A 22,103-nucleotide genomic window follows, 5' to 3' on the forward strand; every position below is an offset into this window, starting at 1 on the left:
CTGACAAACTGTCCGGGTTCGTAGTTCCCGCAGCTCAGAGCCCGCCAACCGAGTCAGCTCAGGACGTTTTCGACGGTGTCGAGTACTGCGGTCCAGGGCAACTCGCGCCCGGCAGGCGCCTCGCGTGGCTCGTACAGAGGCCAGATCTCCGGCCCGTAGACCAGGTGCACGTCGGCCTCTCGTAGCGTCTCGATGTGACGCTTCCAGGCGGGGTGGCGTACATGAGCCGCATTGACCCTGGGGAACACCACTACGGGCAGTCCGAGAGTGCCGAGTGCTTCCCCTACTTGTGTCAGCGCTTGGTTGTCGGCGATGCCGGTCGCGAGCTTGGCCACCGTATTGGCGCTCGCGGGGGCCACCACGTAGCAGTCCACCTTCGGGTGCGGACTTACCTCACCGGGCAGCCGTGCTTCATCCCGGACGGGTAGGCCTGTCAGCTTCTCCAAGCGGGCGACCTCGCCACTCATGCGCAGCCAGCGACCTGCCGTCGGTGTGAGTGTTACAGCCGCTCGCCAGCCCCGCGCCAGCGCCGGCTCCACGAGCCCGGTGCGCAAGCTCTCGACTCCTCCGGCGCTGGTACCCACGACTCCCAACACCCGGCTTTTCCTTGTGCTCACTGCACCGCCCTGCATCGTTGAGCCATCATGAACAGCTCCGACGAAGGAGCTCCGCCCGTAACCGGAGCTTGCTTGATCAGGTCGCGCAGCGTGTCACGGACACGAGGATTGTTCCGCACGAGCTGTGGCGAGGTTGACTCGGCTGTGCGCAGCTCCGTGAACGCGTCGTCCACCCGCCCGGTCAGAGAGAGGGCTCGGGCGTAGTCAATGCGGTGAGAGACGCTGCGCTCCGCAGCTATGTGGTCCACATCGATATCACCGTGCTCCACCAGGTACGACACGTTGTCGAGATCCAGCTCCGCCGAGAGCCGGTGCAGCATCACGTTCGTCGGGCCGAAGCATGTGTGCCAGTAGTTCTCGTCCGAGCCAAGCTGGTCGGCCAGCTCCTCGGCACGGGCCAAGAGACTCATGGCGGTCGAACGATCCTGATGCCGAGCTGCGGCGATAGCCGCTCGGAGGTGGATCATGCCCAGCAGGCTCAATGCAGCCGGATCGCTCTCCTCGATTCGAGCGGACAGCCACTTTGACGCAGTCATCGCCAGCTCCAGAGCGTCGTCGTACCGGCCGTTCGCTAGAAGGGCATGCGTGCCCGACCGGGCAGCGGAGGCCAGGACCAATGGATCCTCCGACTCGTCGGCAGCTCTCATGGCCCTCTCAGCAGCGAGCCAGGAGATGTCGGACTCACCCACCTTGGCGAGGGTCGTTGCTGCAAGGTGGTGGACGCGCGCGGAGACTGCCCAGGAGTCCACGCGCTCTGTGGTGGAGCGAACAGCACGATCTTCGAGTCCCTGAGCGGTTTGAAGCAGTCCAGGAAGCGCAGCGATCACCTTGCCGAGCCGACCGGCCTGATAGTCGTCCCAAGCTGCTTCGACGCGAGGTGCCACCGGGCCGGGGGTCGGGAGCTGATTCTCAGCCTCTGGTCCGAAGAGCAGGCGCGACAAGCGGCGCGGGCTCATCAAGGCGTCCCGGACAGCGGGTACATCGTCTTGTTGCCGCTCGTCCTCCATCAGCACAGGCTTCCCGAGCAGGTCACCGAGTGGTACCCGGAGTACGCGGGCCAGCTCGGCGAGCATGTCAATACGGGGAGGCTTACGCCGGCCTGACTCCGCCTTGGCCAACCAGTCGGTGCTGCGGCCCACCAAGCCGGCCAGGACTTGCTGGGTGTAGCCGCGGCGTCGCCGGTGGAAAGCGATCCGCTCACCGATGGTGAGATGGTCTCCGAGCCCACGCATGCGTGCCCTCCCTCGACCTGGCGGGCCGCGTCACGAACCGAACGGCCAGCCGCTTGTACGGACCGGACGGATTTTTGCATTAGAGAGAGAAACGGTCGATGGGGCGGGTCTGCCGCGATCGCTCAGCTACGCCAGCGCCCCGCCCCCGGGGTTTGTTGCCGCGATCATGGGAGCGAGAGTCGGCAGCTCCTGTCGGCGTCGCCTTGCGCGCAACAGGTGGAGCACTCACATCTGGTTTCAGGCGCACCTCACAGTCGAGGTCGCTAGAGCTTGTTGACCAGTAGCAGAAAGATGCTTGTTGGCAAACTGAGACTGATGCCTCACAGTCGTGTTGGCGCTCGATTGCAATCACAGCTTCTTCAAGTTCGCGTTGCGCTCTTCAGCGTCGTTCAGTCCTTCGGTCACGACACGCGATGGGTAGTGAGGGATCCAGGAAATGCATCAAAGTAGCTTCGTGGACCTCCTACTCATGGGGGGGGAGGGAGGTGCAAGGTCGCTTCTCGACCGGACGACCCCGCGCAGTGATCCGTATTTTTTCGCGCGCCAAAATTCCCGATGAAGCGGGCTGCCGTCACCGGGCTCAATCGCCTCCGATGGACCCGGAACGTCGCATGGTTCGCTGGCAACCACTCCCGCTTTCGCGGCTTAGCGCAAGGTAATATGTGATGCCCCTGCGACCAGTTTGTGGGCGGGCCGGTAACTACTACGCGGTCGGCGTCGGCGAATATTACGGTTGCACGCCCTTCTCCGGGCCTCCTCGATGTCCGGAGATGTCATCCGGTCGTGGAGGGAAGAAGTGATCTCCCCGCGCAGACAGAGCGGCGACGAACGCGGCCTTCTGGTCGTCGTCGCCGTATACCGTGACGTGTTGGCCGGTCGAGGCGTCAAGGACGACCATCCCACCGGTGGCGTTAGCGGCCCGTACCGCGTCGGGGAGATCGGACAGGCTTCCGGCCAGGACGGGGCAGGTGCTGTCGTGCTGGATGGTGAGACGGCCGATGGCGTCGTCCTTGGGCTTCGCCCAGCTCGTAGCTGAGTGACAGTGACCGCACCTGTAAGCGTCAGCGGCCCGTTCCAGGTCCGTCCAATCCCTACGAGGGCGACGGGGTTTGCTGAACTTCGTGCGGCCCATGGTTCGTTGATCCTTTCGGGGAAAGCTTCAGCAATGGCGGAGGGCTCACTGAGAGCGATGGCGTAAGGCGTGCCCAATCGACACACGTGCGCTCGCGTGATGGCGTGACCGGCCCCATAGGCCCGGTCACACGCACGCACACGTGACCGGTCACGCGTGATGTCACACGGTCACGCGACCTGACCTGCGGCTTCGTCGACCACGAACCATTGGGCGGCCATCCCGACCCGTTCCGGGGCTATCTGGTCGACCAGGCCCATTCCGGCGAGGCGGTTGAGAGCCCGCGAACACGTTTCTCGTTGCAGTCCGTGACCGTGCTTGGCGGCTATTCGGTCGACCAGTTGCCGCACAATTTCTGGCCGCCCAGCGGTCCGCATCGCCTCCAGGAGCTTGCGTTCAGCCGGGGACAGATCGTCCTGCCGTCCGCTCCCGCTCGTCGCCGAGTCATCTCGCTGGACGGAGTAGTGCATGGCACTGGAGAGGTCGCCGGGGATCTCTTCATAGACGCGCCGAATCAGACCCATCTCGGTGTCGGGGATCTCGTCGCCGCGCAGCGACCACTTCTGGCACACGGTGCTTTCGCCCGTGGCGGGGTCGGTACGGCGGGACTTTACCGCGACGGAGATGAGGAACCGGCCCCATGCTCCGGGGCCGACGCCACTCGCCCGGTCGTGGCCGTCGCCCGTTCCGCCCTTGTTCCAGTGGTGGGAGATGATCAGGCTCGCGCCGATCTCCTGGGCGACGTGCTGCGCCTTCTGTAGCAGTTCGCCCATCGAGTAGAGGTCGCTGCCCTTGGCTCCCCCTGCGGCGAGGTACAGCGGGTCGACGATGACGAGTTTCGGGCGGTGCAGAGCGGCGGCCTGGCGAAACAGTTCCAGGTGCTCGGCATTACCCAGTCGCGGCGCGCGGAAGCACAGGACGATGGGCAGGGCGTCCGCTTGTTCTCGCGTGAGCCCCTTGGATTCGGCAACCGCCCGGATGCGCCGTACGGCCTTCCTGCGGCTGCCCTCCCCGAAGAACACGAGGACGGGTCCCGGGTCTTCGCATGCGAACTCTACGAACCATGCCAGCCCGGCCGCGCAGGATACGGCGGCGTCGATGACCGCCCAGGTCTTCCCGGCCTTGTCCTCTGCAGACATGACGCCGTAGTCGCCTGCGACGATGACGCCCTTGAACAGCCAGCGCGGCGGGCCTGCTGCGTCTACCTCGGCGGCGACGGCGGCGAGTGAGTGGAAGGTGAGTTCGCGGATGTCAGTCTGTGCCCAGTGGCTGCGGTGGAGGCACGGCTCGTGCTGATCGTGGTCCAGGCAGAGCGTCGGTGACGGCCTACGGAACTGAGACGTCGGTACACTGGTCGTGGGTTCGGGGCCGCTCTCGTTGGGGGCGGCCTCGTTGCTGTTCTGGCTCATAGTTGGCATGCCCAGGTTGCGGGTCCGCGCGGCGTGGCCCGGTCTCCTTTCGCTTGATCTTGCTGGGGCAGCAGGTTCCGTTTCAGGTCCGCCAGAGCGTCGGCCAGCGCTTCGGCATAGGCGTCGATCGGGCACAACGGGCAGCGTGGCCCTAAGGTCGATCACTCCCTCGACGACCCTGGCCGGCGGTGTCTCCTCGCGCCATCAGGGTCGGAGTCCAGGACGCGCAACTCCCGCCGAACGGGCGCAAAGGGGCACAGCTCGACGTCGAGTAGGGCTTTGTAGCGATGGCTGGGGCTCATGCGGCGGCTCCCCGGCTCTGCTCGTCCAGCCACCGCTCGACGTCGGTCCAGCGGTAGCGGACGTGACGCCCCACCTTGATTGAGCGCGGGCCGGTGCCCCGGTAGGACCACTGGGCGAGCGTCGCGATCGGCAGTCCCAGGTACTCGGCGAGTTCCACACGTGTCACGAGCTTCTGCTTGCTTGGCATCTTTCCTCCCTGCGTAGCTCTTTCCAGCAGCATGCCAGTGTCGCTTGCGGAATGCTAGAGAGGGTGAGATTCTGCCTACGTGGCAGAAATGAGAAAGCACAGTGAACGCGGACCCGTCGGTGATCAGGTGGCAGAGAACCTTGCTCGACTGCGCCGTGAGACGACCGCCGAACTGGCTGCAGCGGTAACCAAGTTGGGCGTTCCGATGACCGCATCCACCATCACGAAGATCGAAACGCAGAAGCGTCGCATCACGGTTGACGAACTGGTGGCTCTGGCCGCCGCGCTGGGGGTTTCTCCGGTCACGCTGATGCTTCCCCCCGAGGGCGACCAGACCGAGACGGTACGGCTGGCGGAGAGGCTCACCGTGCCCGGATGGCGGGAGGCCTGGCGCTGGATGCACGGGCTGACGCCGCTGGTCGCCAGGAAGCGGGTCCCCGTCTCCGGTCTGTCCTGGCTGGCCACTAACCGGCCGTACGTGACGGAGGAAGAACTCGCCAAGATCATGTTCGCGGCTCCGGCAACGATCGCGGTCGAGGTGCTGGAAGAGGAGGTCGACGATGGCCCAGGTAGTTGACCGGTGGCATCTGTCCCGGCCCGGGGAAGGCGCAGAGCCGTGCAGGGTACACAGCAGCAAGACGAGAGTGTTGGTGCCGTCTGCTGACCATGGCCGAGGTAAGCGTTGGCAGGTGCGCTACAGGGACGCGTCGGGGAAGCAGTGCAAGGAGAACTACGCGCGCAAGCCGGACGCTGATGCCCGTGCCGCTGCAGTAGAGACAGACCTCAACCGGGGAGAGTTCATCGACCGCAAGGCGGGACGAGAGACTTTCCGGGCGGTGGCCGAGCGCTGGCGGGCGTCGGCTGTCCACCGGCCCTCCACCGCGGCCAGCGTCCGGCAGAGGCTGGAGTCTCACGTGTACCCGGCGCTTGGGCAACGTCCGATAGCCGACATACGCCAGTCTGAGATCAAGGCGTGGATCAAGGACCGCTCCCAGGTGCTCGCCCCGGTGAGCCTGCGGAACACGTACGCGATCATCGTTACTGTCATGCGTTCGGCTGTGCTGGACGGTGTCATTCGGTCCTCTCCATGCGACGGCGTGAAGCTGCCGACCAGGCGTCGGACCGAGGTGGTACCGCCCGGCGACGTGGCCGTGCGCGCACTCATCGACGCCGCCCCGACCATCCGCGAGCGAGCGCTGGTGCTCCTCGCGGCCTGCTCGGGCCTCAGACAGGGCGAGCTGTTCGGCCTCGAAGTCCGCCACGTCGATTTCCTGCGCCGTGAGGTGCGGGTCGAGCAGCAGCTGTGCGACATCACCGGGAAGGGCGCAGGAGGCGTCTTCCTTGGGCCGGCTAAGACCCATGAGGCCGTGCGCACCGTGCCGCTGGCCAAGGCCGCTGTAGACGCCGTGGCAGCCTTCCTGGCGGCATCGCCGCCACGGGAGGTGGAGGTCTGGGACCGTACCGACCCGCGCAAGCCCGTGAAGCGAAAGGCGCTACTGATCTTCCCGAACGCGGAGGGGAGACCCGTGCAGCGCTCTCCTTGGGCGCGGACATGGTCCGGCATCGTGAAGCGCGCGAACGCCGCGCTGGAGGTTGCGGGCCGTGACGAACGGGTGCCAGCCGGGACCACACTGCATGATCTTCGCCACTACTACGCGAGTCTGCTGATCAAGCACCGCGAGTCCGTGAAGACCGTCCAGAAGCGCCTGGGGCACTCGAAGCCGAGCATCACGCTCGACACGTACACCCACCTCTGGATGGAAGACGAGGACACGACCCGAGCTGCAGTCGAAGCAGCGCTCGGCGATGTGCCCCCGATGTGCCCTGAGAGGCAGGCTGGATGACTCTTCGCGCAGGTCAGGGCCGTGCCCGGACAGATCAAGGGTATCCGTGCGTGGACGGCGCCCGTCGACGGAACGTTCCGTCGACGGGCGCCGCAGGGGCGTAAACCAGTCACCCGGGGGCAAGCCCCGGTTCACCGACGTGACCGCAAGGTTCCGCCGAAGGAGGTACGCGCAGGGCTCAGTGGATGATCCCGGTGCGCAGGGCCACGGCCACCATGCCGGCCCGGTCGCCGGTGCCCAGCTTGCGGGCGATGCGGGCGAGGTGGCTCTTCACGGTGAGGGCGGACAGGCCCATCGAGACGCCGATCGCCTTGTTCGACTGGCCCTCCGCGACCAGTCGCAGCACCTCGACCTCGCGTCCGGACAGCTCGCGGTAGCCGCCCGGGTGGCTCGGGGCACCCGGGGGGCGGCGGTGCATGCGGGCGGCGGCACCGAGGGGAGCGGCACCGGGTCGGGTGGGGAGCCCGATGTTGGTGCGGGTGCCGGTGACGACGTAACCCTTGACCCCGCCGGCCAGCGCGTTGCGGACCGCGCCGATGTCGTCGGCCGCGGACAGTGCGAGGCCGTTGGGCCAGCCCGCGGCGCGGGTCTCGGACAGCAGGGTCAGGCCCGAGCCGTCGGGGAGGTGGACGTCGGCGACGCAGATGTCGCGGGGGTTGCCGATGCGGGGACGAGCCTCCGCGATGGACGAGGCTTCGATGACGTCGCGCACTCCGAGCGCCCACAGGTGGCGGGTGACGGTGGAGCGGACGCGCGGGTCGGCCACGACCACCATGGCGGTCGGCTTGTTCGGGCGGTAGGCGACCAGGCTTGCGGGTTGCTCTAGGAGAACGGACACCAGGCCTCCTGGGTGGGGGACGGGGCCGGCTTGTGGGGAGGAAGCCGGGACGAACCGTGCTTTCAAGGTCACAGTCGTCTTCGGCAGCAAACTCGTCCGCCTTTAGAGAATGATCACGATCTAGTGAGTAACAATCTGTGCAATTCGGACACGCGATCGATCATCCGAAGATCGAGTCGGTTCAAGCGGGTGCGATTCGAGTGCGCAAAGTGGCCGTATCGACAAAGAGATGGTCAACGGGGCGTTTCGCTGCGATCGCTGAATACTGACCGCTGACCGCTGACCGCTGACCGCTGACCGCTGACCGCTGACCGCTGACCGCTGACCGCTGACCGCTGACCGCTCACCGGGACTGCGGGCCCCTGCGCTGTGGCAGGGTCACCACCGAGGCGTCGCCGGGACCGGCCGGGGGCAGACCGGCGACCTGCGCCAGCAGATCGCACCAGGCGGCCAGGTGGGCGGCGGTGTCCGGCACCCCGCCGAGGCCCTCGCGGGGCGTCCAGGACGCCCGGATCTCGATCTGCGAGGCGGGCGGCCGGTCGGCGAGCCCGCCGAAGTAGTGCGAGCCCGCCCGAGTGATCGTGCCGCTCGGCTCGCCGTACCCGAGCCCCCGCGCCTGCAGCGCCCCCGTCAGCCACGACCAGCACACCTCGGGCAGCAGCGGATCGGCCGCCATCTCCTGCTCCAGCTCCGCACGCACCAGCGTCACCAGCCGGAACGTGCCCCTCCACGCCTCGTGCCCGGCCGGGTCGTGCAGCAGTACCAGCCGGCCGTCGGCCAGTTCCTGCTCGCCGTCGACCACCACCGCCTCCAGCGCGTACGAGAAGGGGGCGAGCCGCTGCGGAGCCGGCGTCGGCTCCACCTCGACCTGCGGCCGCAGCCGGCAGCTGCGCAGGGCGTCGACCGCGGTCCGGAAAGCCGGCGGACCCGAGGCACTCGAGTGCCGGTCCGCCTCCTCGGTGTCCTTCACGTCGCCCGTTCCATCACCGCTGTCCGACATTCGTCCGTGAGCCGCAGCCATGCGGGGAAGAGTAAGGGGAAGCGGGGCCCCGCGCAGGGCAAGACACCCCGCGCCGGTGGTCACCGATGTCGTGCGAGACTTGCTCCGTGACCGCCGACGACATGCCCACGGGCCAGCAGCCGACCGCGACGTACGACAGCGCCTTCCTCAAGGCGTGCCGGCGTGAACCCGTACCGCACACCCCCGTGTGGTTCATGCGCCAGGCCGGCCGCTCCCTGCCCGAGTACCGCAAGGTGCGCGAGGGCGTCCCCATGCTGGAGTCCTGCATGCGGCCCGAGCTGGTCACCGAGATCACGCTCCAGCCGGTGCGCCGGCACGACGTGGACGCGGCGATCTTCTTCAGCGACATCGTCGTCCCGCTGAAGGCGATCGGCATCGACCTCGACATCAAGCCCGGCGTCGGCCCGGTCGTCGAGCAGCCCGTCCGCACCCGCGCCGACCTCGCCCGGCTGCGCGACCTCAGCCCCGAGGACGTCCCCTACGTCACCGAGGCCATCGGCATGCTCACCTGTGAGCTGGGCGCCACCCCGCTGATCGGTTTCGCCGGTGCGCCTTTCACCCTCGCGAGCTACCTGGTCGAGGGCGGCCCGTCCCGCACGTACGAGAACGCCAAGGCGATGATGTACGGCGACCCCGGGCTGTGGGCCGACCTGCTCGACCGCCTCGCCGACATCACGGCCGCCTTCCTGAAGGTGCAGATCGAGGCCGGCGCCGTCGCCGTCCAGCTCTTCGACTCCTGGGCCGGCGCCCTGGCCCCCGCGGACTACCGGAAGTCGGTCATGCCGGCCTCGGCGAAGGTCTTCGACGCGGTCGCCGGGTACGGCGTCCCGCGCATCCACTTCGGCGTCGGCACCGGCGAACTGCTGGGGCTGATGGGCGAGGCCGGCGCGGACGTCGTCGGCGTCGACTGGCGCGTCCCGCTGGACGAGGCCCGGCGCCGCGTCGGACCCGGCAAGGCGCTCCAGGGCAACCTGGACCCGACGGTCCTGTTCACCGACAAGAACACCGTCGAGGCCAAGGCCCGCGAGGTGCTCGACGCGGCCGCCGGCCTGGAGGGCCATGTCTTCAACCTCGGCCACGGCGTCATGCCGAACACCGACCCGGACGCCCTGACCCGGCTCGTGGAGTACGTCCACACCGCCACCGCGCGCTGACCCGTCCGCCGGTTCACCAGGAGTAATGGGGCCGCGCCCGCCTGCCGAAGAGCAGGCCGGGCGGCTCCGGCGGGGGTGGCGTGCCGGGCTTGAGCGGCCAGGCGAGCAGCATCCCGGCCAGGAAGCCGACCACATGGGCCGCGTACGCCACGGTCCCGGCTCCGGAGACGCCGTGCCCGGAGGAGTACACGGCCTGGAGTCCGAACCAGAAGCCCAGCACCAGCCAGGCGGGCAGCCGCAGCGGCAGGAAGACCAGGAACGGCACCAGGACCCACACCCGGGCCCTGGGCCACAGCACGATGTAGGCGCCGAGGACCCCGGCGATCGCGCCGGACGCGCCGATCAGCGGGTCCGCGGAGTCGGCGTTCAGCACCGCGAAGCCGTAGCCGGCCGCATAGCCGCAGACGACGTAGAAGAGGAAGTAGCGGATGTGACCCATCCGGTCCTCGACGTTGTTGCCGAAGATCAGCAGGAAGAGCATGTTCCCCAGCAGGTGCAGCCAGCTGCCGTGCAGGAACATGGCCGTGAAGACCGACAGCGGCGGGGACTTGTCGTAGCCGGGCGGGCCGACGACACAGCCCGCGCCGTGCGCGCCCACGCCGGCCTCCCCGGTCGGCACGACCCGGGGCAGCTGATCGTGCATCAGCTCACGGGGCACAGCCGCGTAGTGGTCCAGGAAGGCGTGCAGACGGCACAGCTGCGCCAGGTCGCTGCCGCCGGCCACGGAACCGGCTATGCCGGGCGTGGTGAGGAACACCAGCACGCTGGCGGCGATGAGCGCGTACGTCACCCAGGGCGTGCGGCGCACCGGGTTCACGTCATGGACGGGGATGACCACACAGAAGTACTGCCCGCGATGCGGTGGCCGAACCGGTGAACACGGCCGGGCGGGCGTGCGTATCTCTCCTCAACCGACGTGAGGATCAGGCGATGACGAACGCTCCGCAGGTTTCCGCGATGCACGCTCTGCCCGACGGCGAGGCCGAGCTGTCCCTGGTGGTACGGATCCCCTGGGAGGACGTGGCACGGCTCGGCCAGGAGGCGGGGCGGCTCGCTTCGCAGATGCAGCGGCCGGTGACCCTGGACGAGGCGGTGAGCTACCGCCTGCGCTCGACCCGGCCCTCCGCCTCCCACGCGAAGCCCTCCGGGGAGCAGCCGGCGGCCGTCTCCTCCGGGGCGGGAGTGACGTCCCTGCCGCGGATCAGCGGCACGGCCTAGGCACGGCGCGGGCCGCGGCTGCGCGGGGGCCGCTCGGGCCCGCGCGGCGGAGCCGCGTGCCGGCCCCGCCCGGCCCCCGGCCGGTCACCTCGCGCGTACCTTCGCGGCGGCCTTCCTCCGGTCACCTCGCGCGTACCTTCGCGGCGGCCTTCCTCGCCGCCACCAGTACCGGGTCCCACACCGGTGAGAACGGCGGGGCGTACCCCAGGTCCAGGGCCGTCATCTGTTCCACCGTCATCTGCGCGGTCAGCGCCACCGCCGCGATGTCGACCCGCTTGCCCGCGCCCTCCCGGCCGACGATCTGGACGCCCAGCAGGCGGCCCGTCCGCCGTTCGGCGAGCATCTTCACCGTCATCGGGGCGGCACCGGGGTAGTAGCCGGCGCGGCTGGTCGACTCGACGGTGACCGTCTCGAACCGGAGGCCTGCCCGCAGGGCGTCCTTCTCCCGCAGGCCGGTGCGGGCGATCTCCAGGTCGCAGACCTTGCTGACCGCCGTGCCGACGACCCCCGGGAAGGTGGCGTAGCCGCCGCCCGCGTTGGTGCCGATGACCTGCCCGTGCTTGTTGGCGTGCGTGCCCAGCGGAACGTACTGCTCCTGCCCGGAGACGAGGTTCAGCACCTCCACGCAGTCGCCGCCCGCCCAGATGTCCTCGTGGCCGCGCACCCGCATGGCGAGGTCCGTGAGCAGACCGCCGTGGGCGCCGAGCGGGAGGCCGGCCGCCCGGGCGAGCGCCGTCGCCGGACGGACGCCGATGCCGAGGACCACCAGGTCCGCGGGGTACTCGGCGTCCTCCGTGGCCACCGCCCGCACCCGGCCGTCCGGCGCGGTGAGGAGCTTGGTGACCTCGGCGTCGTTCACCATGGTGATGCCGAGGCCCTCCATGGCCCGGTGCACCAGCCGGCCCATGTCCGGGTCGAGCGTCGACATGGGTTCCCTGCCGCGGTTGACGACCGTCACCTCGAAGCCGTGGTGGATCAGCGCCTCGGCCATCTCGACACCGATGTAGCCCGCCCCCACGACCACCGCCCTGCGGCCACGCGTGCGGGCCAGCGTGTCGAGCAGGGCCTGGCCGTCGTCCAGGGTCTGCACGCCGTGCACCCCGGGGGCGTCCGCGCCGGGCAGGTCCGGGCGGACCGGGCGGGCTCCGGTGGCGATGACGAGCTTGTCGTACGGCGTCCAGGACTCGGCGCCGGAGTCCAGCTCACGCGCGCGTACCCGCTGCCCGGCCACGTCGATCTCCGTGACCTCGGTGCGCAGCCGCAGGTCGATGCCGCGGGACCGGTGTTCCTCGGGCGTGCGCGCGATCAGCCGGTCCCGCTCGGGGACCTCGCCGCCCACCCAGTACGGGATGCCGCACGCCGAGTAGGAGGTGAAGTGACCGCGCTCGAAGGCCACGATCTCCAGCTCCCCGGGGCCCTTCAGCCGCCGTGCCTGCGACGCCGCGGACATGCCCGCGGCGTCGCCGCCGATCACGACCAGCCGTTCCCGCCCGTCCCGTCCCTCGCTCATGCTCATGGAGAACACGCTAAGGGGCGCGGGGATTTCAGTCCCGCCCGGTCTCCTCGGCGGAGTCCGGCGCCGGCCGGGCGGACGGCAGCGGGCCGAACGCGGTCATCGCGGGCGCGGCCTCCGTGCGGCGCGGCAGCCGGGGGCGTACGACCCGCAGCCACAGCAGCATCAGGAGCGCGGCCAGGGCCACGAACGGCAGAGCGGCACCGAGCGCGAGCGCGATCCAGCGCAGCATGGAGACGAACACGTGCCAGCCGCCCGCCAGCGCGTCCGTGAACCCGGGGTCGTCGTCCGCCCGCTGCACCGGTGTCTCGGACAGCGACAGGGTGACGGTGGCCAGGCTCGTACGGTCCTTCAGGGACGCCTGCCGGGCCAGCAGTGCCTCCAGGTCGGCCTGACGGCTGCTCAGTTCACCCTCCAGGGTCACGACGTCGCTCAGCTTGGTCGCCCGGTCCATCAGCGTGCGGATCCGGTTCACGCTGGCCCGCTGCGTCCTGATGCGGCTGTCGACGTCCACCACCTGATCGGTGACGTCGACCGCCTTGGCCGTGCGGTCGACCAGCCGGCCCGTGCCCTCGAGGCCGGTGAGCACCTCGTCGTACTTCTCGCCGGGCACGCGCAGCACGACCCTGGTGCGCTCGTGGCCGTCGGCGTCCCGGCTCGTGGTCTCGTCGCCGACGTAGCCGCCCGCGCCCTCCGCGGTCGCCCGGGCCTGTGCCAGTGCCTTCGCCGCGTCCTTGACCTCGACGGTGAGGGAGGCGGTGCGGATGATCGCGTCCGGGGCGAGCCGGGGCGTCCCGCGCGTGGCCTTGCCGTCGGCCGCCGCTCCGCCGGCGGTCTCGGCCTTCGGTGCGGAGGCGCCCGCGTCGGACTTCGCCGAGCCGCCGCCCGAGTCGTTCGCGCCGCTGCACCCGGCGAGCGCGAGGGAGGCGGCGAGCAGGATCCCGGACAGGGCCCGGACGGACCGGGCCGAAGGTGACGTGTGCATGAGAGGTACCCCCGAGGGTTGTGGCGCTGTGACGGTCCTTCGACGCGGGCCCCGGCGGAAACGTTTGAGGCGGCCGGTCCCGATGCGGTCACGGTCCGGACTCGTCCCGGACACCGGGGCCAGGCGGGAGTGCCGGCGGGGTCTGCCCGGACGCCGGGTCTCGGCGGGAGTGCGCGGTGGGGTTCTCGCGGGCCCCGGGCCGGCGGGCCTCGGCGGGAGTGCCGGTGGGGTCTGCCCGGACGCCGGGTCTCGGCGGGAGTGCGCGGTGGGGTTCTCGCGGGCCCCGGGCCTCGGCGGGAGCGTCGGTGGGGTCTGAGAGAGTGGGGGCATGAGCGCAACGGACAGGGGTCTCGGGCACGTCGTCGTCATCGGGGCCGGGATCGCCGGACTGGCCGCCGCGCACCGGCTTCTGGGGCGGGGCGCCCGCGTGACCGTGCTGGAGGCGGCCGAGCGGGTCGGCGGCAAGCTGCTGCCCGGCGAGATCGCCGGGGTGCGTGTCGACCTGGGGGCCGAGTCCATGCTCGCCCGCCGCCCCGAGGCCGTGACGCTCGCCCGCGAGGCGGGCCTCGGTGAGCAGCTCCGGCCGCCGGCCACCGCGACCGCCTCGATCTGGACCCGGGGTGCCCTGCGGCCCATGCCCAAGGGCCACGTGATGGGCGTGCCCGGCACGGCCGCGGCCCTGTCCGGAGTGCTGTCCGACGAGGGCCTGGCCCGCATCGCGCACGACGCGGACCTGCCCCGCACCGAGATCGGCGACGACGTGGCCGTGGGGGAGTACGTGGCGGCCCGGCTGGGCCGCGAGGTCGTCGACCGCCTGGTCGAGCCCCTGCTGGGCGGGGTCTACGCGGGCGACGCGTACCGCATCTCGATGCGCTCGGCCGTCCCGCAGCTCTTCCAGGCCGCCCGTGCCCACGCCTCCCTCACGGAGGGCGTCCGCGAGATCCAGGCGAAGGCCGCCGCCCAGCAGCAGACCGGCCCGGTGTTCATGGGCATCGCCGGCGGCGTCGGACGGCTGCCGCTCGCGGTCGCCGAGTCCGTGCGCGCACGGGGCGGCACGATCCTGACCGGCACACCCGCGCGGGAACTGCGCCGGGAGGCGGCCGGCAGCTGGCGGATCACCGCGGGGGACCGCGTGCTGCACGCCGGCGCGGTGATCGTCGCCGTTCCCGCCCCGGCCGCCGCCGCACTGCTGCGCGCCGAGTCCCCGGGGGCCGCCGCCGAGCTGGCCGCCGTCGAGTACGCCTCGATGGCCCTGGTCACCCTCGCCTACCGGCGGGCCGGCCTGGACCTGCCCGAGGGCAGCGGCTTCCTGGTGCCCCCCGTCGACGGCCGCACCATCAAGGCGTCCACCTTCGCCTCCCGGAAGTGGGGCTGGATCGCCGAGGAGGACCCGGACGTGGTCGTGCTGCGCACGTCGGTGGGCCGCCACGGCGAGACCGGGATCCTCGGCCGGGACGACGCCGGCCTCGTCGAGGTCTCCCGGCACGACCTGCGGGCGGCCACCGGCCTGGACGCCGTCCCCCTGGAGACCCGGGTCACCCGCTGGACCGACGGCCTGCCGCAGTACCCGGTCGGACACCACGCACGGGTGGCCCGCATCCGCGAGCGGGTCGCCCGGCTGCCGGGCCTCGCCGTGTGCGGCGCGCAGTACGACGGCGTCGGCATCCCGGCGTGCATCGCGAGCGCGTACGCGGCCGTGGACCAGCTCGGCGGCGACCTGGACCGGGTCCGGGCGCTGACGGCCGACCCGGTGCAGAGCCTGCACGGCGGAGCGGGAGAATAGGGACCATGAGTGACGACGCCCCCACCACCGAGTCCGGCAGGATCCCGAACAAGGGCAAGCTGGCCAAGGACCTCAACGAGGTCATCCGCTACACCCTCTGGTCGGTGTTCAGGCTGAAGGACGCACTGCCGGAGGACCGCGCGGGATACGCCGACGAGGTCCAGGAGCTGTTCGACCAGCTCGCCGCCAAGGACGTGACGGTCCGCGGCACCTACGACATCTCCGGTCTGCGCGCCGACGCCGACCTCATGATCTGGTGGCACGCCGAGACCAGCGACCAGCTCCAGGAGGCGTACAACCTCTTCCGCCGCACGAAGCTGGGCCGCGCGCTCGAGCCCGTCTGGTCGAACATGGCGCTGCACCGCCCGGCGGAGTTCAACCGGTCGCACATCCCGGCGTTCCTCGCCGACGAGACGCCCCGGAACTACGTCAGCGTCTACCCCTTCGTGCGCTCCTACGACTGGTACCTGCTGCCCGACGAGGACCGCCGCCGCATGCTCGCCGACCACGGCAAGATGGCCCGCGGCTACCCGGACGTGCGCGCCAACACGGTCGCCTCGTTCTCCCTCGGCGACTACGAGTGGGTCCTGGCCTTCGAGGCCGACGAGCTGTACCGCATCGTCGACCTCATGCGCCACCTGCGCGCCTCCGAGGCCCGCATGCACGTCCGCGAGGAAGTCCCGTTCTTCACGGGCCGCCGCAAGTCGGTCTCCGACCTGGTGGCGGACCTGGCCTGAGGCCCGGCACGCGCCACGACGCCGCAGAAGGCGAGGCCGGTGCGGGCGGCGGCGAAGCCCCCGGCGGTCCCTTCTCGGAGCGGTGGTCGCGCCTAGCGCACCCTGGCCTTCCCCTTCAGCGTGTCCCGCCGCACCTTGGCGTCGGCCGCGCCGCCGGAGGCGACCGGTTCCGGGCGCGGCGCGCACGACGCGTGCCGCACAGGCAGGCGGCCCGCCAGCAGATACGCCTCCAGGTACGCGTTGACGCACTGGTTCGGGCCGCCCCCGATCCCGTGCGTGCCCGCGTCCCGCTCGGTCACCAGCACCGAGCCGGCCAGCCGCCGGTTCATCTCCAGGGCGCCCTGATAGGGGGCCGCGGCGTCCCGCTCGGCCGCCAGGATCAGCACCGGCGGCAGCTCGCCCGGCCCGGTCCGCACGTCCAGCGGCCGCTGCCGGGGCGCCGGCCAGTAGGCGCACGGCAGGTTCATCCAGGCGTTGTCCCAGGTCTCGAAGGGCGCCACCCGGGCGAGCCGGGTGTTGTCGCGGTCCCACACCTTCCAGTCCGTCGGCCAGGAGGCGTCGTTGCACTCGACGGCCGTGTACACCGCGCTGCCGTTCTCCGCGGCGGCGGCCCCTTCGGGGGGCGGCGCGGCCAGCCGCACCAGCGGCTTCGGATCGCCGTGCAGATAGGCCGAGAGGGCCTGGGCCCGGCTGGGCCAGAAATCGTCGTAGTACCCGGCTGTCAGGAACGTCTTCTGCAGCTGGCTAGGGCCGACCTTGCCGCCCGCCGCCTTCCCGGCCAGGCGCTCCCGCGCGGTGTCGTAGCTGCGCTGCACCCGTGCCGGCGTGTCACCGAGCCGGTAGACGTCGTGGTGCCGGGCGATCCAGTCCCGGAAGTCCGCCCAGCGCTCCTCGAAGGCGGCCGACTGGTCGAGGTTGCTGCGGTACCAGATCTGCTGCGGGTCCGGGTTCACCGCCGAGTCCAGCACCATGCGCCGCAGGTGCGAGGGGAACATCGCCGCGTACAGCGCGCCGAAGTAGGTGCCGTACGACGCCCCCATGAACGTCAGCCGGTTCTCGCCCAGCGCCGCCCGCAGCACGTCCAGGTCGCGGGCGTTGTTCAGCGAGGTGTAGTGGCGGAGCCTGCTGCCGGACCGCAGGGCGCAGCCGCGCGCGTACGCCTTCGCCTGGGCGATGCGCTGCTGCTTGTACGCCTCCGACGGGTGGACGGGTGAGGCGGTGGGCGCCTTGAAGAAGCGTTCGGGGTCCACGCAGGACAGCGGCGCCGAACGGCCCACGCCGCGCGGGGCGTAGCCGACGAGGTCGTAGGCGGCGGCGATGCGCTCCCACTGCGGGACCGTCCCGATCAGCGGGAAGTACATGCTGGACGCGCCGGGGCCGCCCGGGTTGTAGACGAGGGCGCCCTGCCGGGGGACCTTCCGCTTGCTGTTGTGCGGGTCCTTCTGGGTGGCGCGGGAGATGCTGACGGTCAGCCGGATCTGCTTGCCGTCGGGGTGCGCGTAGTCCAGCGGCACGGTCACCGTGCCGCACTGCACGCCGGCCGGTGCCTCCGGCAGGTCGGCGGTGGAGCACCGGCCGAAGTCGATGCCGGCCGCCCGGGCGCGGGCCGCGGCGGTCGCGGTGCCGTGCAGCTCGGCCGCGCCGGGGACACCCGGCCGGCCGGTGCCGCCGGGCGCGCCGCTCGCCGGGGCCGCGGCCAGGGTGGTCAGGAGCAAGGACCCGGCGGCCGAGTAGAGGGCGGCAGCTTTCATCGCGTTTCCCTTCGGTGCGCGCGGCGGCGATGGCACGGCTGCCACGGCCCGGCGACGACAAAAGGGATGTTTCGTACGACTGTCGGGGAAGGCAAGCACCGTTCGGCCGGTGTCGCCGGCAATGCCCCCGATGCGCCCCCGGCACCTGCCCCGAGGGCCGCGGAAGCTCTCTCACTCCCGCCAGGGCTGGTCGCGGTGGGCGAAGGCCGCGCGCAGCTCCGGCTCGCCGACGGCGCGGACGCCGCGCACGGCGACGGAGGTGAGGAACGACCGCTCGTCGCCGGCGGGTGTGCCGGCCAGCGTGCTCAGCAGACGCTGCCCGGCAGGGGAGGCCCAGCGTGAGTACGGGTGCACCTCGAACCGGGCGATGGCCAGGCAGCTCAGCGACAGCGTCAGGGGAAGGGCGAACCACAGGGCCACCAGCAGACGTGGCGTGCCGGTCTGGACGGGCAGCAGCAGTGCGGTCACCCCGGACGCGACCACGGCCACCGCGGCGGCCCGCACCCGGCGTACGGCGGCCCCCACGCCGGACCCGCTGCCCTCGGGCACCGCGAGCCCCGCGCGCACCAGCCCGTCGGCGAGCCGGCGTACGGCCTCCGCGCCGGCCGCCCGGGCCCGCACCGGAGCGATCCGCGACTGTCCGCCGGGTCCTATGGCCCCTATGACGGAGTCCTCGATCTCGTCGTGGCCCTCCGGGTCGACCACCGTGGCCCAGCCGGTGTGCGCGAGCAGCAGCCGTCGCTGCCGGGCCATGGAGACCAGCGTGACGTCGGCGACCCGCGCGGGACCGCCGGACAGGAAGGCCGCCTCGTACAGCGTCAGATCACGCTCGCGGTCGGCCGGTGCGCCGTGCGCCTCCGCGGCCGCGGTGCGGAGGGCCGACAGGCACAGCCGGGCGCAGGCCGTGCCGGCGAAGACCCAGGCCAGGAGCAGGAGAAGGACCCAGAACATGACGTGTTTGTATGCCAGGGGTCCGGGCGGACGCCATGCCCTTTTCATCATCCGGACGGAGTGTTGCCGGGATGTGACGTTCCGTTTCCTGCGCAGTTCAGGGGCTGGTCGTCCCTGGCGGCGGGCTCGCGGCGGCGGGCGGCAGCGAGTACGACTCGCCCGGCGAGGGCACGACCGGCACGGCGGCGTTCGGATCGACCTCCTGCGGGGCCGGCACCGGGGAGGCGGAGGCCGCCAGATCCTCGGCCAGCGCGGCGAAGTCGACGTACCCCGTCGCCTCCAGGACCTTGATGTGGTCCAGGACCGTCGCATTGGCGTCGTCCGCGAGGTCACGGACCAGGGAGTTCTGCGTGCCGGCCCGTACCTGCGCGACCAGCGAGAACACCCGGCCGTGCGCGAGCCGCAGGATCGCGGCGAACTGCCGGTCGAAGTCCTGGCCCTCGGCCGCGTCCAGCGTGTCGAGCCACTGCTTCTGCTGCGCGTTGGGCTCGTTGGGCAGGGGCACGCCCAGCTGGGTCGCGACGGTCCGTACGTGCGCGTCCAGGGAGGTGTGGCCGTCGACGAGGTGCCGGCCGGCCGTGCGGACGGCGGCGCTGGTGCCCTTGCGCTGCGCGAGCTGTCCGGCGGGCAGCTCCCACAGTCCGGCCAGCCGGACCTTGGTGACGAAGTCCCGGTCCTGCGCGGACAGCGGGCCGTACGGCGTCGTGACCGTCTGCGCGCTCAACACGTTCGCGCTCGCCGGGTCCTGCCGGCCGGGGTAGGTCCAGAGCGGAACGAGCAGCGCGACGAGTGTCGCCGCGAGCGCGACGACGACGAGTCCGGTACCGCTGAATATGCCTCGGCCCTTGATGGGGGGTCGCGGTCGCATGGTGCCTCCTGCACCGCACGCCAGGGGGTGCTCGGGGGTGGGTGCGGGGTTGGCATATTACTGGGGGAACCGCAACGGCTTTCGCCCGCGGGGGAGGGGGCTTGTGCGGCGCGGTGGGCGCGGGTCCGGGTGGCGGCCGGGTGCGGGTGCGTCGTGGCCGGTCGGGCGGTTCCCCGCGCCCCTGGGGGTTGCGGTGCCGTCGGTCTGCATCCTGGCGGTGGTTTCCGGGTGGCCGGGTGCAGGTGCGTCGTGGCCGGTCGCGTGGTGCCCCGCGCCCCTGGGAGTCGGGGTCGGCGGTCGGTGTTCTCAGGGGGCCGGCCGGGTCCGGCGTCGGAGGGCTCCGCGTAGCAGGCGTGCCGGCAAGGGGGTCTCGTGGGGAGCCGGGCCTGCTCGGTGCAGCCACCAGTTCCGCAGTTCGCGGTGCGCCCTCTTGTCGGCCGGGCGTCCCAGCTTCAGCAGATGGCCGGCGAAATCCAGGGCGTCCCGCCGGTACCCGTCGCTCATCGGCCGCTGCCGCGCGTACTCCAGGAACGCCTCCCGGTAGCCCTCCCCGAGGATCACCGGCAGCTCAGGTGCCACCTTCGCCACCACACCCGCCCGCTTCGCCGCGAGCGCCCGCGCCTGCACCCCCATCCGCGCCCGGTCGAACCCCTCCGGCACCGGCGTCCCCGCGACCAGGGACGACAGCACGGCGGCCTGCGCCATCCCGAGCCGCTCACGCACACCGGTCAGCGGGCGCGCCAGCACCCCGACACCCCCGGCCCGCTCACCGGCGGCGCCCGCCACCACCGGGGTGCGGCCCGGGGCGACCCGCCCCGCACGCGCCCGCCCCACCGCCACGGCCTTCCGGATCGCGGTCAGCTCACCCTCCAGCTCGGCCGGTCCGGGGAAGTTCTCGTCCCGCTCCAGGAGCACTCCGGGCGGCGCGACCCGGGAGGCGAGGCCGGTCAGGATGTCGAGGACCGGGCGCGGCACGGGGTGGGCGTGGCTGTCGTGCCAGACACCGTCGCGTTCGAAGCCGCCCGCGACATGGACGTAGGCGATGGCCTCCACGGGCAGCGCGGCCAGCGCCTCGGCCGGGTCCTCACCGCGGTTGACGTGGTTGGTGTGCAGGTTGGCGACGTCGATCAGCAGCCGTACGCCGGTCCGCTCGACCAGCTCGGACAGGAACTGCCCCTCCGTCAGCTCCTCGCCGGGCCACGAGAACAGCGCGGCGATGTTCTCCAGGGCCAGCGGCACCGGCAGCGCGTCCTGGGCGATCCGGACGTTCTCGCAGAGCACGTCCAGGGCGTCCCGGGTGCGCGGCACCGGCAGCAGGTGACCGGCCTCCAGCTGCGGCGACGCCGTGAGCGCGCCGCCCGCCCGGACGAACGCGATGTGCTCGGTGACCAGCGGAGCGCCGAGCACCCGCGCCCGCTCGGCGAGCGCCGCGAGACGCCCCTCGTCGGGACGGTCCGCACCGCCGAGGCCGAGGGAGACGCCGTGCGGGACCACCGTCACGCCGCGCCCGCGAAGCCGCAGCAGCGACTGCGGGACGTGGCCGGGACAGACGTTCTCCGCCACGACCTCCACCCAGTCGATGCCCGGCATCCGCTCCACGACGTCCGCGATCTCCGGCCGCCAGCCGATCCCCGTCCCCAGTCGCCGCATGCTGTTCCCCCTCCTCGGCCCGTGCTCGTGCGTCGAGTGAGGGGGGTATGGCCCCGGCGGCTGCGGTCGAACCCCCTCCCTGACGCGTTCAGAGCAACATTTGAGGTTCGGCACGGGTGCCGGCCTTCGTCAGCCGTCCCGGCGCAGTGCCGGATGCTCCGCGGCCACCGTGCACGAACCCGGGGCGATCTCGGTGAAGCCCGCGTCGCGTACGAGGGGCAGCCCGCCGGCGGTCAGGCGGGGCCAGGCGGCCGGAGTGGCCGTGCGGACGGCGAGGGGGTAGCCGGCGTCCCGCCAGGCCGTCCGGGCGGGCGCGGGGAGGGCCCACCAGGCCAGCTGGGCGCCGTGGCCGGCCTGGGCCATCGCCTTGCCGGCCGACATCTCCAGGTCCGGGTTGAGCCAGAGCACCGGCTCGGCGGGGCCGGCCGGAAGGGGCGGCTCGGGGTCGTCCAGCTCGGTGCCCGAGACCTGGAGTTTCGCCAGGTCCTTGGGCCAGCCGTCCAGCGGGACCGGCGGGAAGACCCGCACCTCCGCGGACTTCCCGGTCACCGTGATCCCGGGCAGGGCCCCGGCGCGCCGCCACTCGGCGCCCCTGGCCCGCCGGACCACCTTCCGGATCCGCGCGTCCTCCCAGTTCCGCACGGCCTCGGCCCACTCTCCGTCACCGTGCGCACGTTCGTCGCCGAGCAGGACGAGCACGGCCCGCGCGGCCGTCTCCAGCGCGTCGGTACGGGCGGGCGGGGCGCTGCGCTCGATCCGTACGACGAGCGGCAGCACGAACTGCGGGGCCTCGTCGCGCGCGGTGCGCTCGGCACGGAAGGGACTGTCACCGGAAGGGGCTGGAACATGGCTCACGGAAGCCCACCCTACGAAGGCCCGGACGGGCGGATCAACGCGCGGTGCCCGCCCG

Annotated in this window: 20 protein-coding genes; 6 read left to right on the forward strand and 14 right to left on the reverse strand. The window is 71.5% G+C overall.

Annotation, left to right across the window (positions count from 1 at the left end; all coding sequences use genetic code 11):
* Nucleotides 1-53 precede the first annotated feature (53 nt).
* From JK359_RS19970 to JK359_RS19985, 4 genes are all read right to left on the reverse strand, one after another.
* Nucleotides 54-632 (reverse strand): flavoprotein, encoded by a 579-nt coding sequence (locus JK359_RS19970; RefSeq protein WP_182729962.1) that lies wholly within the window; start codon nucleotides 630-632, stop codon nucleotides 54-56.
* Nucleotides 614-1,849: a helix-turn-helix domain-containing protein gene (locus JK359_RS19975; RefSeq protein WP_201837429.1), complete on the reverse strand. Its 1,236-nt coding sequence runs from the start codon at nucleotides 1,847-1,849 to the stop codon at nucleotides 614-616. Before JK359_RS19975 ends, JK359_RS19970 begins: the two co-directional genes overlap by 19 nt.
* A 1,302-nt stretch (nucleotides 1,850-3,151) precedes the next feature.
* A complete protein-coding gene (locus JK359_RS19980) occupies nucleotides 3,152-4,390 on the reverse strand; it encodes an AAA family ATPase (protein WP_201837431.1) in 1,239 nt (412 codons plus the stop codon).
* A 298-nt stretch (nucleotides 4,391-4,688) separates the two neighbouring features.
* Nucleotides 4,689-4,880 carry a helix-turn-helix transcriptional regulator gene (locus tag JK359_RS19985; RefSeq protein WP_161174634.1) on the reverse strand — a complete coding sequence of 64 codons (192 nt, stop codon included), beginning with the start codon at nucleotides 4,878-4,880 and terminating at the stop codon, nucleotides 4,689-4,691.
* Between the two features lie 88 nt (nucleotides 4,881-4,968).
* On the opposite strand from JK359_RS19985, the gene JK359_RS19990 reads away from it, so the two are divergent.
* Both JK359_RS19990 and JK359_RS19995 read left to right on the forward strand, forming a co-directional pair.
* Nucleotides 4,969-5,457 carry a helix-turn-helix domain-containing protein gene (locus JK359_RS19990; RefSeq protein ID WP_233477524.1) on the forward strand — a complete coding sequence of 163 codons (489 nt, stop codon included), beginning with the start codon at nucleotides 4,969-4,971 and terminating at the stop codon, nucleotides 5,455-5,457.
* A gap of 112 nt (nucleotides 5,458-5,569) precedes the next feature.
* Complete coding sequence (locus JK359_RS19995) at nucleotides 5,570-6,724, forward strand: tyrosine-type recombinase/integrase (protein ID WP_307788188.1); 1,155 nt, start codon at nucleotides 5,570-5,572, stop codon at nucleotides 6,722-6,724.
* A gap of 178 nt (nucleotides 6,725-6,902) precedes the next feature.
* On the opposite strand, the gene JK359_RS20000 is transcribed toward JK359_RS19995, so the two are convergent.
* Together JK359_RS20000 and JK359_RS20005 are read right to left on the reverse strand one after the other, a co-directional pair.
* A complete protein-coding gene (locus JK359_RS20000) occupies nucleotides 6,903-7,562 on the reverse strand; it encodes a response regulator transcription factor (protein ID WP_030777669.1) in 660 nt (219 codons plus the stop codon).
* A gap of 343 nt (nucleotides 7,563-7,905) precedes the next feature.
* On the reverse strand, nucleotides 7,906-8,583 hold the full coding sequence (locus JK359_RS20005) for a DUF3000 domain-containing protein (RefSeq protein WP_201837437.1): 678 nt from the start codon (nucleotides 8,581-8,583) through the stop codon (nucleotides 7,906-7,908).
* A 101-nt stretch (nucleotides 8,584-8,684) separates the two neighbouring features.
* Between JK359_RS20005 and hemE the strand changes: the two genes are divergently transcribed.
* Nucleotides 8,685-9,737, forward strand: a complete 1,053-nt coding sequence (gene hemE / locus JK359_RS20010; protein ID WP_372445443.1) for a uroporphyrinogen decarboxylase — start codon at nucleotides 8,685-8,687, stop codon at nucleotides 9,735-9,737.
* Between the two features lie 13 nt (nucleotides 9,738-9,750).
* On the opposite strand, the gene JK359_RS20015 is transcribed toward hemE, so the two are convergent.
* A complete protein-coding gene (locus JK359_RS20015; RefSeq protein ID WP_201837441.1) occupies nucleotides 9,751-10,575 on the reverse strand; it encodes a rhomboid family intramembrane serine protease in 825 nt (274 codons plus the stop codon).
* A gap of 92 nt (nucleotides 10,576-10,667) precedes the next feature.
* Here JK359_RS20015 and JK359_RS20020 point away from each other — a divergent pair, with 92 nt between their 5' ends.
* A complete protein-coding gene (locus JK359_RS20020) occupies nucleotides 10,668-10,955 on the forward strand; it encodes a hypothetical protein (protein ID WP_236678138.1) in 288 nt (95 codons plus the stop codon).
* Between the two features lie 121 nt (nucleotides 10,956-11,076).
* Here JK359_RS20020 and JK359_RS20025 read toward each other — a convergent pair whose 3' ends face one another.
* A complete protein-coding gene (locus JK359_RS20025) occupies nucleotides 11,077-12,471 on the reverse strand; it encodes an FAD-dependent oxidoreductase (protein ID WP_201837443.1) in 1,395 nt (464 codons plus the stop codon).
* Between the two features lie 28 nt (nucleotides 12,472-12,499).
* Nucleotides 12,500-13,453, reverse strand: coding sequence for a DUF4349 domain-containing protein (locus JK359_RS20030; protein ID WP_201837445.1), 954 nt, complete (start codon nucleotides 13,451-13,453; stop codon nucleotides 12,500-12,502).
* A 328-nt stretch (nucleotides 13,454-13,781) separates the two neighbouring features.
* Between JK359_RS20030 and hemG the strand changes: the two genes are divergently transcribed.
* Both hemG and hemQ read left to right on the forward strand, forming a co-directional pair.
* On the forward strand, nucleotides 13,782-15,236 hold the full coding sequence (gene hemG / locus JK359_RS20035; RefSeq protein WP_201837446.1) for a protoporphyrinogen oxidase: 1,455 nt from the start codon (nucleotides 13,782-13,784) through the stop codon (nucleotides 15,234-15,236).
* 5 nt (nucleotides 15,237-15,241) lie between these two features.
* Nucleotides 15,242-15,973, forward strand: a complete 732-nt coding sequence (hemQ, locus tag JK359_RS20040) for a hydrogen peroxide-dependent heme synthase (protein WP_201837448.1) — start codon at nucleotides 15,242-15,244, stop codon at nucleotides 15,971-15,973.
* Between the two features lie 92 nt (nucleotides 15,974-16,065).
* Here the strand turns inward: hemQ and JK359_RS20045 are convergent, their stop codons facing one another.
* From JK359_RS20045 to JK359_RS20065, 5 genes are all read right to left on the reverse strand, one after another.
* On the reverse strand, nucleotides 16,066-17,724 hold the full coding sequence (locus tag JK359_RS20045) for an alpha/beta hydrolase (RefSeq protein ID WP_201837450.1): 1,659 nt from the start codon (nucleotides 17,722-17,724) through the stop codon (nucleotides 16,066-16,068).
* A 171-nt stretch (nucleotides 17,725-17,895) separates the two neighbouring features.
* The gene (locus tag JK359_RS20050) at nucleotides 17,896-18,675 is read right to left on the reverse strand and encodes a TIGR04222 domain-containing membrane protein (protein WP_201837452.1); all 780 of its coding nucleotides are present in this window, start codon (nucleotides 18,673-18,675) and stop codon (nucleotides 17,896-17,898) included.
* A gap of 97 nt (nucleotides 18,676-18,772) precedes the next feature.
* Nucleotides 18,773-19,543, reverse strand: a complete 771-nt coding sequence (locus JK359_RS20055) for a DUF4142 domain-containing protein (protein WP_201837454.1) — start codon at nucleotides 19,541-19,543, stop codon at nucleotides 18,773-18,775.
* A 306-nt stretch (nucleotides 19,544-19,849) separates the two neighbouring features.
* Complete coding sequence (locus JK359_RS20060; protein ID WP_201837456.1) at nucleotides 19,850-21,193, reverse strand: MbnB/TglH/ChrH family RiPP precursor modification enzyme; 1,344 nt, start codon at nucleotides 21,191-21,193, stop codon at nucleotides 19,850-19,852.
* Between the two features lie 129 nt (nucleotides 21,194-21,322).
* Nucleotides 21,323-22,048, reverse strand: a complete 726-nt coding sequence (locus tag JK359_RS20065; RefSeq protein ID WP_201837458.1) for an aminoacyl-tRNA hydrolase — start codon at nucleotides 22,046-22,048, stop codon at nucleotides 21,323-21,325.
* Between the last annotated feature and the right edge of the window lie 55 nt (nucleotides 22,049-22,103).

The organism is Streptomyces actinomycinicus, assembly GCF_016741775.1.
Taxonomy (GTDB): Bacteria; Actinomycetota; Actinomycetes; order Streptomycetales; family Streptomycetaceae; genus Streptomyces; species Streptomyces actinomycinicus.

What these genes read in the sequence shown, in the direction of transcription:
- JK359_RS19980 (WP_201837431.1), bottom strand. Translation starts at nt 4,390, where the DNA reads ATGAGCCAGAACAGCAACGAGGCCGCCCCCAACGAGAGCGGCCCCGAA.
- hemG (WP_201837446.1), top strand. Translation starts at nt 13,782, where the DNA reads ATGAGCGCAACGGACAGGGGTCTCGGGCACGTCGTCGTCATCGGGGCC.
- JK359_RS19970 (WP_182729962.1), bottom strand. Translation starts at nt 632, where the DNA reads ATGCAGGGCGGTGCAGTGAGCACAAGGAAAAGCCGGGTGTTGGGAGTC.
- JK359_RS20055 (WP_201837454.1), bottom strand. Translation starts at nt 19,543, where the DNA reads ATGCGACCGCGACCCCCCATCAAGGGCCGAGGCATATTCAGCGGTACC.
- JK359_RS19975 (WP_201837429.1), bottom strand. Translation starts at nt 1,849, where the DNA reads ATGCGTGGGCTCGGAGACCATCTCACCATCGGTGAGCGGATCGCTTTC.
- hemQ (WP_201837448.1), top strand. Translation starts at nt 15,242, where the DNA reads ATGAGTGACGACGCCCCCACCACCGAGTCCGGCAGGATCCCGAACAAG.
- JK359_RS20030 (WP_201837445.1), bottom strand. Translation starts at nt 13,453, where the DNA reads ATGCACACGTCACCTTCGGCCCGGTCCGTCCGGGCCCTGTCCGGGATC.
- JK359_RS20050 (WP_201837452.1), bottom strand. Translation starts at nt 18,675, where the DNA reads ATGTTCTGGGTCCTTCTCCTGCTCCTGGCCTGGGTCTTCGCCGGCACG.
- JK359_RS20025 (WP_201837443.1), bottom strand. Translation starts at nt 12,471, where the DNA reads ATGAGCATGAGCGAGGGACGGGACGGGCGGGAACGGCTGGTCGTGATC.
- hemE (WP_372445443.1), top strand. Translation starts at nt 8,685, where the DNA reads ATGCCCACGGGCCAGCAGCCGACCGCGACGTACGACAGCGCCTTCCTC.
- JK359_RS19985 (WP_161174634.1), bottom strand. Translation starts at nt 4,880, where the DNA reads ATGCCAAGCAAGCAGAAGCTCGTGACACGTGTGGAACTCGCCGAGTAC.
- JK359_RS20005 (WP_201837437.1), bottom strand. Translation starts at nt 8,583, where the DNA reads ATGGCTGCGGCTCACGGACGAATGTCGGACAGCGGTGATGGAACGGGC.
- JK359_RS19990 (WP_233477524.1), top strand. Translation starts at nt 4,969, where the DNA reads ATGAGAAAGCACAGTGAACGCGGACCCGTCGGTGATCAGGTGGCAGAG.
- JK359_RS20020 (WP_236678138.1), top strand. Translation starts at nt 10,668, where the DNA reads ATGACGAACGCTCCGCAGGTTTCCGCGATGCACGCTCTGCCCGACGGC.
- JK359_RS20060 (WP_201837456.1), bottom strand. Translation starts at nt 21,193, where the DNA reads ATGCGGCGACTGGGGACGGGGATCGGCTGGCGGCCGGAGATCGCGGAC.
- JK359_RS20045 (WP_201837450.1), bottom strand. Translation starts at nt 17,724, where the DNA reads ATGAAAGCTGCCGCCCTCTACTCGGCCGCCGGGTCCTTGCTCCTGACC.